This is a genomic window from Vulcaniibacterium thermophilum, assembly GCF_007923255.1.
Lineage (GTDB): Bacteria > Pseudomonadota > Gammaproteobacteria > Xanthomonadales > Xanthomonadaceae > Lysobacter_F > Lysobacter_F thermophilum.
In genome coordinates this window covers 84983-97087 of sequence record NZ_VOHJ01000001.1, presented here as the reverse complement: position 1 = coordinate 97087, position 12105 = coordinate 84983, and the positions used below count along the sequence as shown (strand labels likewise).

Annotated in this window: 13 protein-coding genes; 8 read left to right on the top strand and 5 right to left on the bottom strand. The window is 72.4% G+C overall.

Annotation, left to right across the window (positions count from 1 at the left end; genetic code table 11):
- Nucleotides 1–313 precede the first annotated feature (313 nt).
- From FQY64_RS00475 to FQY64_RS00455, 5 genes are all read right to left on the bottom strand, one after another.
- Nucleotides 314–1978 carry an amidohydrolase gene (locus FQY64_RS00475; protein WP_146471737.1) on the bottom strand — a complete coding sequence of 555 codons (1665 nt, stop codon included), beginning with the start codon at nucleotides 1976–1978 and terminating at the stop codon, nucleotides 314–316.
- Between the two features lie 224 nt (nucleotides 1979–2202).
- Nucleotides 2203–3291: an ABC transporter permease gene (locus FQY64_RS00470; RefSeq protein WP_146471736.1), complete on the bottom strand. Its 1089-nt coding sequence runs from the start codon at nucleotides 3289–3291 to the stop codon at nucleotides 2203–2205.
- Complete coding sequence (locus FQY64_RS00465) at nucleotides 3288–4214, bottom strand: ABC transporter ATP-binding protein (protein ID WP_146471856.1); 927 nt, start codon at nucleotides 4212–4214, stop codon at nucleotides 3288–3290. Before FQY64_RS00465 ends, FQY64_RS00470 begins: the two co-directional genes overlap by 4 nt.
- A gap of 10 nt (nucleotides 4215–4224) precedes the next feature.
- Nucleotides 4225–5232: an HlyD family secretion protein gene (locus FQY64_RS00460; protein WP_146471735.1), complete on the bottom strand. Its 1008-nt coding sequence runs from the start codon at nucleotides 5230–5232 to the stop codon at nucleotides 4225–4227.
- Complete coding sequence (locus FQY64_RS00455) at nucleotides 5229–5876, bottom strand: TetR/AcrR family transcriptional regulator (RefSeq protein ID WP_146471734.1); 648 nt, start codon at nucleotides 5874–5876, stop codon at nucleotides 5229–5231. Before FQY64_RS00455 ends, FQY64_RS00460 begins: the two co-directional genes overlap by 4 nt.
- Before the next feature lie 83 nt (nucleotides 5877–5959).
- On the opposite strand from FQY64_RS00455, the gene FQY64_RS00450 reads away from it, so the two are divergent.
- From FQY64_RS00450 to corA, 8 genes are all read left to right on the top strand, one after another.
- Nucleotides 5960–6148 carry a hypothetical protein gene (locus tag FQY64_RS00450; RefSeq protein WP_146471733.1) on the top strand — a complete coding sequence of 63 codons (189 nt, stop codon included), beginning with the start codon at nucleotides 5960–5962 and terminating at the stop codon, nucleotides 6146–6148.
- A 56-nt stretch (nucleotides 6149–6204) separates the two neighbouring features.
- On the top strand, nucleotides 6205–7230 hold the full coding sequence (locus FQY64_RS00445) for a PhoH family protein (RefSeq protein ID WP_146471732.1): 1026 nt from the start codon (nucleotides 6205–6207) through the stop codon (nucleotides 7228–7230).
- Nucleotides 7227–7706 (top strand): rRNA maturation RNase YbeY, encoded by a 480-nt coding sequence (gene ybeY / locus FQY64_RS00440; RefSeq protein ID WP_146471731.1) that lies wholly within the window; start codon nucleotides 7227–7229, stop codon nucleotides 7704–7706. Before FQY64_RS00445 ends, ybeY begins: the two co-directional genes overlap by 4 nt.
- Nucleotides 7707–7844: 138 nt before the next feature.
- Entirely contained in the window at nucleotides 7845–8069 is a 225-nt protein-coding gene (locus FQY64_RS00435; protein ID WP_146471730.1) for an AbrB/MazE/SpoVT family DNA-binding domain-containing protein, read from the top strand.
- A gap of 12 nt (nucleotides 8070–8081) precedes the next feature.
- Complete coding sequence (locus FQY64_RS00430) at nucleotides 8082–8474, top strand: type II toxin-antitoxin system death-on-curing family toxin (RefSeq protein WP_146471729.1); 393 nt, start codon at nucleotides 8082–8084, stop codon at nucleotides 8472–8474.
- Nucleotides 8475–8555: 81 nt separating this feature from the next.
- Entirely contained in the window at nucleotides 8556–9422 is an 867-nt protein-coding gene (locus FQY64_RS00425) for a CorC family transporter (protein ID WP_146471728.1), read from the top strand.
- A complete protein-coding gene (locus tag FQY64_RS00420) occupies nucleotides 9419–10642 on the top strand; it encodes a lipoprotein N-acyltransferase Lnb domain-containing protein (protein WP_146471727.1) in 1224 nt (407 codons plus the stop codon). Before FQY64_RS00425 ends, FQY64_RS00420 begins: the two co-directional genes overlap by 4 nt.
- A 255-nt stretch (nucleotides 10643–10897) precedes the next feature.
- On the top strand, nucleotides 10898–11905 hold the full coding sequence (gene corA / locus FQY64_RS00415; protein WP_146471726.1) for a magnesium/cobalt transporter CorA: 1008 nt from the start codon (nucleotides 10898–10900) through the stop codon (nucleotides 11903–11905).
- Nucleotides 11906–12105: the final 200 nt, after the last annotated feature.

Here is a 12105-nt window from a genome sequence, read left to right as displayed (position 1 = left end):
CTCAACGCTGCGAGCCGGGACATTGCCGTTACGCCATTCGCAACGGCAGTTCTCGCCACGTTTGTGTGCGGATGAGTTCTTGACCCGCACACCTGCCCGCTCTGAACAGGGTGCTTCATAGAGGAGAACCACTGGCAGAGGAGCATATGAGCGCAGCCGTCGAGAATATCGCCAGCCTGCCACACCCGGTATCGATTGGAGGCGTCGCAAGACCGTGCGGCGTGAGCGCCCCCGGCTCGGTGCGCGCGGTCGGGTTACTGCTCAACCCCTCCCCGGCCCTCCCCTGCATTCGCAGGGGAGGGAGAGAGGCGCCCTACTTTGCTTGCTGGCGCTGGAAGACGGGTTTGCCGTCGACGTAGGTGGCGAGCACGGTGAGCTTGCGTAGTGCGGCGGCTTCCGCGGCGAGCGGGTCTTCGGCGAGGACGACGAAGTCGGCGCGCTTGCCCACTGCGAGGCTGCCGACGTCGTGTTCCGCGAAGCCCGCGTAGGCGGCATCCAGAGTGAAGCCGCGCAGCGCCTCGAAGTTCGTCAGCTTTTCCTGCGGGCGCCAGCCGCCGACGGGTTGGCCTTCGGCATCGGCGCGGGCGACGGCGGCGTACAGGCCGAGGCGCGGGTCGATGGATTCGACCGGCGCATCGGAGCCGAGCGCCAGGCGGGCGCCGCGGTCGCGGAGCTGGCGCCAGGCGTAGGCGCCGACGATGCGCTCGGGGCCGACGCGGTCCTCGGCCCAGGGCATGTCGCTGGTGGCGTGCGTCGGCTGCATCGAGGCGATGACGCCAAGTTCGGCGAAGCGCGCGAGGTCGTCGAGCGCCAGCACCTGCGCGTGTTCGATCCGCCAGCGGTGGTCGCCGCGCGCGTCGTTGCCGAGCACACGCGCGTAGGCGTCGAGGATCTCGCGGTTGCCGCGGTCGCCGATGCCGTGGGTGGCGGCCTGCACGCCGCATTGCTTGGCGCGCGCGGCGATGCGCGCGAGGTCCGCGGGTGAGGTCAGCATCAGGCCGCGGTTGCCGGCATCGTCGCTGTAGTCGGCCAGCAATGCGGCACCGCGGCTGCCGAGCGCGCCGTCGGCGTACACCTTGACCGTGCGCATCTGCAGGCGGCCACCGGGATGGCGATAGAGGCCGTGCTCGCACAGGAACGCGAGCGCATCGCCGTCGCCCGCGGCCATCGCGGTGATGCGCAGCGGCAGCGCGTTGCGGTCGGCGAGGCGGCGGTAGCGCTGCAGCTCGGCGAGGTTGATGCCGGCGTCGTGGATACCGGTGAGGCCGTGCGCGACCGCTTCCTGCATGCCGAGCACCAGCGCGCGCTCGGCGGTGGCCTCGTCGAGCGGCGGGCGCGCCTGGTCGATCAGCGCCATCGCGGCGTCGATGAAGATGCCGGTCGGCTCGCCGTTCGCGGTGCGCTCGATGCGGCCGCCGTCGGGCTGCCAGTCGCCGCGCAGGTCGCGCTTCACCGCGCGCATGGCGGCGGTGTTGGCCCAGCCGGCGTGGCCGTCGACGCGCTCCAGCCACACCGGGCGTTGCGGGAACGCGGCGTCGAGGTCGGCGGCGGTGGGGAAGCGCTTGTCCGGCCAGTCGTTCTGATCCCAGCCGCGGCCGATCAGCCATGCGCCTTGCGGCAGTTCGCGCTCGAACGCGCGCAGGCGCGCGATCACGTCGGCCTTGTCGCGCGCGCCGACGAGGTCGGCGGTGAGGCGCGTCATGCCGAGGCCCGAGACGTGCGCGTGGGCGTCGATCAGGCCGGGGACGACGGTGGCGGTGCCGACGTCGAGATGCTTCGCGTTCGGGTAGCGGCGCTGCAGCTCGGCGCGCGTGCCGACGGCGAGGATGCGGCCGCTGTCGTCGTACGCCAGCGCCTCCGCGGTGGGCTGGCGTGCGTCCATGGTGTGGATGCGGGCGGCGGTGACGAGCGTGACGTCGGCGGCGCAGGCGAGGCCGGCGAACACGGAGAGCAGGAGGCCCAGAAGCGGTTTGCGCATGGCGGAACTCCGGAAGGCGTGGGCGGGACTGTGCGGGAAGGTGGGGGATGGCCGCAAATGGGTGGGCGTGGGGTGCGCTGACGCCCTTCGCTTGCGTCCGGTTCACCCTCACCCCAACCCCTCGTCCGGCCCGCCGCAGCGCGGCGGGCGTTCGTCGGCGCGCGAGCCTGCGGCTCGCAAGCGCGCCTCCTCACCCCGCGACGCGGGAGAGGGGCTTCGGGGCGTCAGTCGAGCCGCTTACGGAACCGCAGGATGGCGAACGTCATCATCGCCGCGGTGAAGACCAGCAGCGCGACCGCGTCCGGCCACAGTTCGGCGAGCGCGGCGCCGCGCAGGACGATGCCGCGGATCAGGCGCAGGAAGTGGGTGAGCGGCAGCAGTTCGGCGATCCATTGCGCGAAGCGCGGCATGCCGGCGAACGGGAACATGAAGCCGGACAGCAGGATCGACGGCAGGAACACGAAGAACGTCATCTGCATCGCCTGGAACTGCGACTGCGCGCGGGTGGAAATCAGCAGGCCGAGGGTGAGGTTGGCGAGGATCAGCAGCAGCGCGGCGAGGTAGACATCGAGCACGCTGCCGCGGATGGGCACGTCGAACAGCCACAGCCCGAGCGCGAGCACGACGCTGGTCTGCACCAGCCCGATCGCCACGTACGGCAGCACCTTGCCGACTATCAGTTCGCTGCGGCTGATGGGCGTTGCGATCAGCAGCTCCATGTTGCCGCGTTCGCGCTCGCGCACGATGGCGACCGAGGTGAACAGCACCATCGTCATGGTCAGGATCACGCCGATCAGGCCGGGCACGATGTTGAGCGCCGACCGGCGCTGCGGGTTGTAGAACGCGACCACGGCGATCGCCGGCTCGGCGCGGGCGGCGCGCGCCGACGCACCCAATGGCATCTGCGCGAGCTGGGCGGCGGCGCTCTGCACCACCGTGTCGGAGCCGTCGACCACCACCTGGATCGCCTCGCGGCCGTCGGCGAGCCGGCGTTCGAAATCGTGCGGCACCACCACGGCGACGCTCGCCACGCCCTGGCGCAGCAGCGCCTCGGCCTGCTGCGGGGTGGGCACGTCGGCGACCGGCGCGATCACGCCGCTCGCCAGCATGTCCATCACCGCGGCGCGCGAACCGGCGGTGTTGGCCTGGTCGGCGATCACCGCGGGAAGGCCGCGCACGTTGAGGTTGATGGCGTAGCCGAACAGCACGAGCTGCAGCACCGGGATGCCGACGATCATGGCCAGCGTGATGCGGTCGCGCCGCAACTGGCGCAGCTCCTTGAGCATGATCGCGAACAGCCGCTGCCCGTTCATGCGGCCTTCCCCCGCGCCTCGCGGGCACGGGTGGCGGCGACGAACACGTCCTCCAGCGACGGGGTCACCGCGTCGATCGCCGCACCGATGCCGGCATCGGCGAGCGTGCGCGCGATCCTCGCGCGTGTCGCGTCGGCGTCGTCGCACAGCACGCGGATGGCGTTGCCGATCTGGGCGACGCTGAGCACGCCGTCGACGCGCTCGATCAAACGCTGCGCCGGGCGCGGGGCCTGCGCGTGCACCTCGAGCGTGCGGCCGGCGAGCGCGGCGGCGAGTTCGCGCGGCGTGCCATCGGCCACCAGCCGGCCGCGGTCGAGGATCGCAAGGCGATGGCAGCGCTCCGCTTCGTCCATGTAGTGCGTGGACACCAGCAGCGTGGTGCCGGCATCGGCGAGGTCGAACAGTGTTTCCCAGAACGCGCGGCGCGATTCCGGATCGACCGCGCTGGTGGGCTCGTCGAGGAACAGCAGCTCGGGCTGGTGCACGATCGCGCCCGCCAAGGCGAGCCGCTGCTTCTGTCCGCCGCTGAGCGTGCCGGCGAGCTGCCGGGTGCGGTCGGCGAAGTCGTAGCTCGCCAGCAGCTCGTCCACGCGGCGACGCGCCGCGGCGCGCGGCAGGCCGTAGATGGTGGCGAGGAACTCCAGGTTCTCGCGCACGGTGAGGTTGTCGAACAGCGAGAAGCGCTGCGTCATATATCCCACGCGGCGGCGCAGCGCCTCGGCCTGCTCGGGGATGCGCAGGCCCAGCACTTCGATCTCGCCGGCATCGGGCGTCAGCAGCCCGCACAGCATGCGGATGGTGGTCGACTTGCCGGAGCCGTTCGGGCCGAGGAAGCCGTACACGTGCGCGCGCGGCACGGTCAGGTCGACCGCATCGACCGCCACCAGCGCGCCGAAGCGCTTGGTGAGGCCGCGCGCGCGGATCGCGGCTTCCTCAGTCACGGGCCCGCTCCGCCGCGAAACGCACGCCCACCGGCAGCCCGGCCGGCAGGCCGTCGGCGCGCGGGTCGGTGAGTTCGACTTCGGCGAGGTAGCTCAGGCGCGCGACGTCCTCGCCGATCAGCGCGTAGTACGGGGTGAACGCGGGCTCGTTGCGGATCATGCGCACGCGCCCCGCGTAGCGGCGGCCGTCGACCTCCACCTGTACCGGCGTGCCGACGCGCACGGACGCGCGCAACGGTTGCGGCACGTAGATGCGCGCGTGGGGCCGGTCGCCGACCTGCAGCACCGCCAGGGGCGCGCCGGCGGGCGGTTCGTCGCCGGGCTCGTAGGGCAGGCTGTCCACCCGCCCGGCGCGCGGCGCGCTCACCGTGAGCTTGGCGAGCGTGACCGCCTGCGCCGTCGCGCGCGCCTCGGCCGCGCGCACCGCGGCTTCGCCCTGCGCGATCTGCTCCGGCCGGGTGCCCCGCTCCAGTTCCTGCAGCGCCTGCTCCGCGGCCCGTTCGCGCGCGACCGCGTTCTCGGCGGCGGCCCGCGCGCGGTCGGCGTCGGCCGCGGCCACCAGGCGCTGGCGCGCCAACGGCTGCAGGCGGGCGTGGTACGCCTGGGCCTCGCGGGCCTGGGCGCGCGCGGCGGCGAGTTCGGCGCGCGCACGGGCGATCGCCTCCGCGCGCGGGCCTTCGCGCAGCTCGTCCAGTTGCGCCCGGCTGCGTTCGACGTCCGCCCGCGCGGCCTGCTCGGCGGCCCGCGTGCGGGCGGGTTCGACGCGCAGCAGCGGCTGGCCTGCGCGCACGCGCTCGCCCTCGCGCACCAGCACGGCGAGGATGCGTTCGGAGGCGGGCGCGGTGAGCGTCACACGGTCGTATTCGAGCGTGCCGAGCGCCTGCGGCGGCTCGGCCGTGCAGGCCGCGAGCAGCAGCGCGGCGAGCGGCGCGCAGAATGTGCGGAGGCGGCGACGCGTCGTGGCCGGGCGCGCGTGCGGGCGGTGCGAGGAAGGGCTCATGCGGGAAGCTCCAGGCCGCGGTCGAGCAGCGCCAGCGTGTGCTTGCGCAGGGCGGCGAAGTCGAGATCGTCGGCACCGAACAGGCGGCGCCAGATCGGCGCGCTCGCCAGCGGGAAGAAGGTGAGGCCGACCAGCGAGACCACCAGCAGCCGCGGATCCAGATCGGGATTGATCTCCCCGCTCCGCTGCGCCTGCGCGAACCGCGCGGCCATGAGCGCCGGCACCTGCGGTCCGACGTGCTGCAGCACCACCTCGCGCAGCGCGCCGCCCTCGCACAGCACCTCGCGCACCCACAGCGCGGGCAGCCACGGGTGACGCGCCACCGCCGCGCCCACGCCGCTGACGAAGCCGGCCACCATGCCGGCGATGTCGTCGCCGTTGGCGAGCAGGTGCTCGCGCAGCAGCGCGACCGCCGGGAGGATGCGGTCGGTGACCACCGCCTGCTGCAGTTGCGCCTTGTCGCCGAAGTAGTAATGCAGCAGCGCGGGAGTGACGCCGGCTTCGCGGGCGATCGCGCGCACCGAGGTGCCCGCGATCCCTTCGCGGCAGAAGCAGGCGATGGCGGCGTCGAGCAGACGCTCGCGCAGATCCGGGGCGGCGGCGGCCGCGGGTCGGCCGGGGCGGCGGGCGGGCTTGCGGGGCATGGCGCGATATTTAATTGTTTGTTCAATTAATGACGCGTGAGCGGGCCTGCCCTGGGCGGCGCGGCGCCCGGCAGAATGTGCGGATGCCCGCCCCCCGGTCCCGCCGCCCGCTCGCGTTCTGGTTCCTTGGCCTCGCCGCGCTCGCCCTGCTGCGCCTGGGCGCGCACGGGCAGCGCGGAACCGGGCCGTGGCAGGCGACCGATGCGGCGTGGGCGCTCGGCGCGACCGTTCTGCTGGCGCTCGGTCTGGCGCTGCTGCGCGAGCGGCGATGACGCGGGCGCCACCGCCATCTGCGACACTGCCCGATCCGGCTCCACCCCTTCGCCCGATGCATCCGCTCGCCACGTCCGAATTCGTCCTCCACCCGCCCGAAGCCGAGCGCCTCGCCAACCTGTCCGGACCGTTCGACGCGCACCTGCGCCAGATCGAACTGCGGCTGGGCGTGGAGATCGCCAATCGCGGCAACGTGTTCCGCATCGCCGGGCCGCAACCGGCGGTCGCCCGCGCCGAACGCCTGCTGCGCCGCCTGTGGGAGGAGGCCGACGGCGAGCCGCTCGACGACGCCGCCATCCACCTGTTCCTGAGCGAAGCCGCCGCGCAGGAGGCCGAGGACGACGAGATCGTCCCGCAGGAGGTGGTGATCCGCGTGCGCCGCGGCAGCATCCGCGGGCGCGGTCCGAACCAGCAGAAGTACCTGCACGCGATCGCCACCCACGACATCAACTTCGGCATCGGCCCGGCCGGCACCGGCAAGACGTTCCTGGCGGTGGCGAGCGCGGTGGAAGCGCTGAACGAATCGCGCGTGCAGCGGCTGATCCTGGTGCGTCCGGCGGTCGAGGCCGGCGAGAAGCTCGGCTTCCTGCCGGGCGATCTCACCCAGAAGGTCGACCCCTACCTGCGCCCGCTGTACGACGCGCTGTACGAGATGCTCGGCGTGGAGAAGGTGGTCAAGCTGCTGGAGAAGAACGTCATCGAGGTGGCGCCGCTGGCCTACATGCGCGGCCGCACGCTCAACGATGCGTTCGTGATCCTCGACGAGGCGCAGAACACCACCATCGAGCAGATGAAGATGTTCCTGACCCGCATCGGCTACGGCAGCACCGCGGTGGTGACCGGCGACCTCACCCAGATCGACCTGCCGCGCAACCAGAAGTCGGGGCTGCGCGACGCGCTGGACGTGCTGCGCGGCGTGGGCGGCATCAGCTTCACCTTTTTCGAGGCGCGCGACGTGGTGCGGCATCCGCTGGTGGCCCGCATCGTCGATGCCTACGACGCGCGCGACGCGCAGGCGGCCGCAGCGGGGCCCGCGCCGCCGGTCGCGCCGGCGCTGCCGCCGCCGGTGCCGCCGGCATGACGCGCGGGCCGCGCCGCCTGGACGTGGCGGTCTTCTATGCGGTCCCGCGCGCGGGCGTGCCGGCGCCGGTGAGCTTCCGGCGCTGGGTGGCCGCGGCGCTGCAGGGGCGCATCCTGGAAGCGGATCTCGCCGTGCGCGTGGTCGGTGAGGAGGAAGGCCGCCACCTCAACCGCCATTACCGCGGCAAGGACTACGCCACCAACGTGCTCAGCTTCCCGGCCGAGTTGCCGGAAGGCCTGCCGGCCGGCGTGCGCATGCCGCTGCTGGGCGATCTGGTGCTGTGCGCGCCGGTGGTCGCGCGCGAGGCCGCCGAGCAGGGCAAGCCGCTCGCCGCCCACTACGCCCACCTGACCGTGCACGGCACGCTGCACCTGCTCGGCTGGGACCATCAGGACGAGCGCGAGGCCGAGGCGATGGAGCAGCTCGAACGCGAGATCCTGGCGGACCTCGGCATTCCCGATCCCTATCGCGGCTGAGGCCGGCGGGCAGGCGGTACCGCGACTTCGCCATCGTTCCGCGCGGGTGGGCGCCCCCGCTCCGGTGCCCGCACGCCAGCGTGTTTGACATGCAGCCTCCGGCGGCGTAATAACGCTCGTTATAACGAGGACGCCGCCATGACCGCGCTCAAACTCACCCGTATCGGCAACTCCGTGGGCGTGATCCTGCCCAAGGAGGTGCTCGCCCGCCTCAAGCTCGACGCCGGCGACAGCGTGTTCCTGACCGAAGCCCCCGACGGCTACCGGCTTACGCCTTACGACGCCGAATTCGAGGCGCAGATGAAGGTGGCCCGCGAAGTCATGAAGCGGCGCCGCGCCGCGTTGCGGGAACTGGCCAAGTGACACGGAGCGCCCATGAGTCAATGGATCTGGCTTGCCGAAGAAACCGCCATCGCCATTGACGGCGAACAGCTCGCGGAACATGGCGGGGCCCCCGGCCTGCGTGATTCGTCCCTGCTCCAGACGGCCCTGGCGAAGCCGCGCCAGCTCGACGCCTATGCGGATCCGCCACCCGACGCGGCCGCGCTCGCGGCGTCCTACGCGCATGGCATCGCCCGGCTCCACCCCTTCGTAGACGGCAACAAACGCACGGCGCTGGTACTGGCCGAAACGTTCCTCAACCTCCACGGCTTCTGGCTGGACGCTTCGGACGCCGAGTGCGTGGTCACGTTTCTCGCCCTCGCCGCCGGCGAGCTGGACGAGGCCGCCCTCGCCGCCTGGCTGCGCGCCCGGCTGCGGTCCGCCTGAGGCGCCACTGCACCCCCGTCACCGGTCCGCGGTAGACTCCCAGGCCCGACGCCCGCTCCCGGGGGCGTCCATGCCAACGCGATGTCCGAGGACGACAGTAAGTCTTCCCAGTCCCACGAACCCCACGAACGTCGCCGCTCCTGGCTCGAGCGCATCGGCGCGGCGTTCACCGGCGAACCCTCCTCCCGCGAGGATCTGGTCGAGCTGCTGCGCGACGCCCAGGCCGACGGCCTGATCGGCGCCGACACGCTGCGGATGATGGAAGGCGCGATCGCGGTGTCCGACCTCACCGTCGGCGACGTGATGGTGCCGCGCGCGCAGATGGTGTCGCTGCCGGCCGAGGCGCCGCTGCTGGACATCATGAAGAAGGTGGTCGAGTCCGGCCATTCGCGCTTCCCCGTGCACGGCGAGACCACCGACGACGTGCTCGGCATCCTGCTCGCCAAGGATCTGCTGCGCGGCGTGGTCTGCGATCACGGTCCGGCCACCATCCACGCGCTGCTGCGCCCGGCGGTGCTGATCCCCGAATCGAAGCGGCTGGACGTGCTGCTGCGCGAGTTCCGGCAGTCGCGCAACCACATGGCGATCGTGATCGACGAGCACGGCGGCGTCGCCGGGCTGGTGACGATCGAGGACGTGCTGGAGCAGATCGTCGGCGAGATCGACGACGAGCACGACGATGCCGAAGACCCCAACGCGCTGATCGCGGCGCAGGCCGACGGCCAGTTCGTGGTCGACGCGCTGACGCCGATCGCCGACTTCAACGAACGTTTCCAGGCCGAGTTCGACGACGACGAGTACGACACCATCGGCGGCCTGGTGACCGCGGCGATCGGACACCTGCCCGAGCCGGGCGAGGAGCTCACGCTCGGCCGGTTCGTGTTCCGCGTCTCCAGCGCCGACGCGCGCCGCGTGCACGCGTTCCACGTCGGCGTGCTGGCCGAATGACCGGGCGCACGCCGGCCCGCGGCGGCGGCTGCCTGCGCCTGCTGCTGACCGCCCTGCTCGCCTTCGGCTGGCTGCTGGCGGCGCCGCCGGCGCAGGCGCAGGCCGACGCGCCCCGGATCGGGGTGGCGACGATGGCGCCCGGCGAGATCTTCTTCGAGCGCTTCGGGCACAACGCGATCGTGGTGGCCGACCCGCGCACGGGCGCGGCCACCGCCTACAACTTCGGTTTCTTCGATCCGACCGAGCCCGACTTTCTCGCGCGCTTCGTCGAAGGGCGCATGCGCTACCGTCTGGCCGCGCTGCCGTTCGCGGAGGATCTGGCGTATTACCGCCAGGTCGGCCGCGGCGTGACCGTGCAGTGGCTGGACCTCACTCCCGATCAGGCGCGGGAGCTCGCGCAGGCGCTGCGCATCAACGCGCTGCCGCAGAACGCGCATTACGACTACCAGTATTTCGACGACAACTGCGCCACTCGCGTGCGCGACGCGCTGGACCGCGCGCTGGATGGCGCGCTGAAACGGCAGACCGCGGGGCGCTCGCACGGCAACACCTACCGCGGCGAGGCGCTGCGGCTGTCGCGGCCGGTGTGGTGGATGTGGCTGGGGTTCGACCTCGGCCTGGGCCCGGCCGCCGACGCGCCGCGCTCGGTGTGGGAGGACGCGTTCGTGCCGATGCGGCTGGCCGACGCGCTGGCGGAAACGCGCACCGCCGCCGGCGGCCCGCTGGTGGTCGCCACCGAACGCGTGCTGCCGCACCGGCTCGCGCCGGAACCGGGCGAACGTCCGATCCGCTGGATGCCGTGGGCGGCGGCGGGCGTGGCGCTGGCGGCGGCGCTGCTGCTTGCGGCACGGCGCGCGCCGCGCGCGCTCGGCGCGTTCGCGCTGGTCTGGTGGACGCTGTGCACGCTGATCGGGGCGACGTTGCTGTTCCTGTGGGTCGGCACCGAGCACCGCTACGCCTGGGCCAACCGCAACCTGCTGCTGTTCCTGCCGCTGTGCGCGCTGCTGCTGCCGGCGGCCTGGCGGCGCCTGCGCGCGCGCGCGCCGCGCAGGTGGGAGCGCACCGCGCTGGCCGTCGTCGCCGGCATCGCCGCGCTGGCGTTGTTCTTCTACTGGCTGCCGAAGGTGCCGCAGCAGAACCTGCACTGGATCGTGCTGACGCTGCCCGTGCACGCGGCGCTGGCCCTCGCCTGGCCGCGCGCGGCCCGGCGGACCGGCTGACCCGCGCCGGGCCGGCCACGCGCAGGATCGCCGGCTTGCGTCGCGATGCAACGTTCGCGCGCCCGCGCGCATCCAATCGGGGAGCTGGACCGGCTGGGATGCCTGCATGCGACTGTACCGACTGACCGCGCTGGGGGCCGGATGGCTCGCCGTCGTCTTCGCGCTCTGCACGCTCGCCTGGGTGTTCTTCGGCGACGCCTTCGCCCTGCCCGCGCGCTGATTGCCGCATCGCGCCTCACGCGGCAGGATGCGCGCATGAATCCCCTCGCCTGCGATGCCCGCGGCCTGCCGCACTCCGTCGTCGCCTGCGTCGCCTACGGGCGCGACGGCAGTCGCCGCGAAATCACGCTCGATGCGATCAGCGACGTGCTCGCGGTGAATGATGGGAGTTTCGTCTGGGTCGGCCTGTACGAGCCGGACGAGGCGCTGCTCGACAAACTGCAGGAGGAATTCGGCCTGCACGACCTCGCGGTCGAGGACGCGCACCACGCCCACCAGCGGCCGAAACTCGAAGCGTACGGCGATTCGCTGTTCCTGGTGCTGCATACCGCGCAGCATGTCGAAGGCACGGTCCGCTTCGGCGAAACCCACGTCTTCTTCGGTGCGCGCTACCTGATCACCGTGCGCCACGGCGCGTCCACCAGCTACGCGAGCGCGCGCGCCCGCTTCGAGCGCGAACCCGAGGCGATGGCGCGCGGTCCGGCGGCCGGGCTCTACATGGTGCTGGACCAGATCGTCGACAACTTCATGCCGATCGTCGACGCCTTCTCGCAGGAGCTCAACGCGCTCGAGCAGGACGTGTTCGCCGAGGATTTCCGCAAGGAGACGGTCCGCCGCCTGTACCGGCTGAAGCGCGACCTGGCGCGCCTGCGGCTGGCGGTGTCGCCGCTGCAGGATCTGCTCGGCCAGCTCGTGCGCAACCGCACCGTGCTGATCGACGAGGAGAGCCAGCTCTACCTGCGCGACGTGCACGACCACGCCGTGCGCATCAACGACAGCACCGACACCCTGCGCGAGATGCTGACCGCGGCGATGAGCGTGAACCTGTCGCTGGTCACCATCCACCAGGGCGAGGTGGTCAAGCGCCTCGCCGGCTGGGCGGCGCTGCTGGCGGCGCCCACGCTGATCGCAAGCTGGTACGGGATGAACTTCCGCCACATGCCGGAGCTGGACGAGCGCTACGCGTATCCCGTGCTGATCGGGGTGACCGCGCTGGTGTGCGTGGTGCTGTACGCCTGGCTCAAGCGCGCGCGCTGGCTTTGACCGGCGTTGGTGCGCACCGCGGGTCGAGGATCGGCGGGCGGTTCGGTCGCGGCCGAAGCCGCGCCTGCAGGAGCGCCCGAACTCTCAGGAGCGGCTTCAGCCGCAAGCGCGAAGCCTGGCGGGCGCGTCCATCGCGGCTGAAGCCCCCCTGCAGGGGCAGGATGTCGTGCCGGCGCTCACCCGTTGACCGCGGCCGCCCG

What these genes read in the sequence shown, in the direction of transcription:
- FQY64_RS00455 (WP_146471734.1), bottom strand. Translation starts at nt 5,876, where the DNA reads ATGCCCCGCAAGCCCGCCCGCCGCCCCGGCCGACCCGCGGCCGCCGCC.
- FQY64_RS00435 (WP_146471730.1), top strand. Translation starts at nt 7,845, where the DNA reads ATGACCGCGCTCAAACTCACCCGTATCGGCAACTCCGTGGGCGTGATC.
- FQY64_RS00475 (WP_146471737.1), bottom strand. Translation starts at nt 1,978, where the DNA reads ATGCGCAAACCGCTTCTGGGCCTCCTGCTCTCCGTGTTCGCCGGCCTC.
- FQY64_RS00470 (WP_146471736.1), bottom strand. Translation starts at nt 3,291, where the DNA reads ATGAACGGGCAGCGGCTGTTCGCGATCATGCTCAAGGAGCTGCGCCAG.
- FQY64_RS00425 (WP_146471728.1), top strand. Translation starts at nt 8,556, where the DNA reads ATGTCCGAGGACGACAGTAAGTCTTCCCAGTCCCACGAACCCCACGAA.
- FQY64_RS00430 (WP_146471729.1), top strand. Translation starts at nt 8,082, where the DNA reads ATGAGTCAATGGATCTGGCTTGCCGAAGAAACCGCCATCGCCATTGAC.
- corA (WP_146471726.1), top strand. Translation starts at nt 10,898, where the DNA reads ATGAATCCCCTCGCCTGCGATGCCCGCGGCCTGCCGCACTCCGTCGTC.
- FQY64_RS00460 (WP_146471735.1), bottom strand. Translation starts at nt 5,232, where the DNA reads ATGAGCCCTTCCTCGCACCGCCCGCACGCGCGCCCGGCCACGACGCGT.
- FQY64_RS00445 (WP_146471732.1), top strand. Translation starts at nt 6,205, where the DNA reads ATGCATCCGCTCGCCACGTCCGAATTCGTCCTCCACCCGCCCGAAGCC.
- FQY64_RS00450 (WP_146471733.1), top strand. Translation starts at nt 5,960, where the DNA reads ATGCCCGCCCCCCGGTCCCGCCGCCCGCTCGCGTTCTGGTTCCTTGGC.
- ybeY (WP_146471731.1), top strand. Translation starts at nt 7,227, where the DNA reads ATGACGCGCGGGCCGCGCCGCCTGGACGTGGCGGTCTTCTATGCGGTC.
- FQY64_RS00420 (WP_146471727.1), top strand. Translation starts at nt 9,419, where the DNA reads ATGACCGGGCGCACGCCGGCCCGCGGCGGCGGCTGCCTGCGCCTGCTG.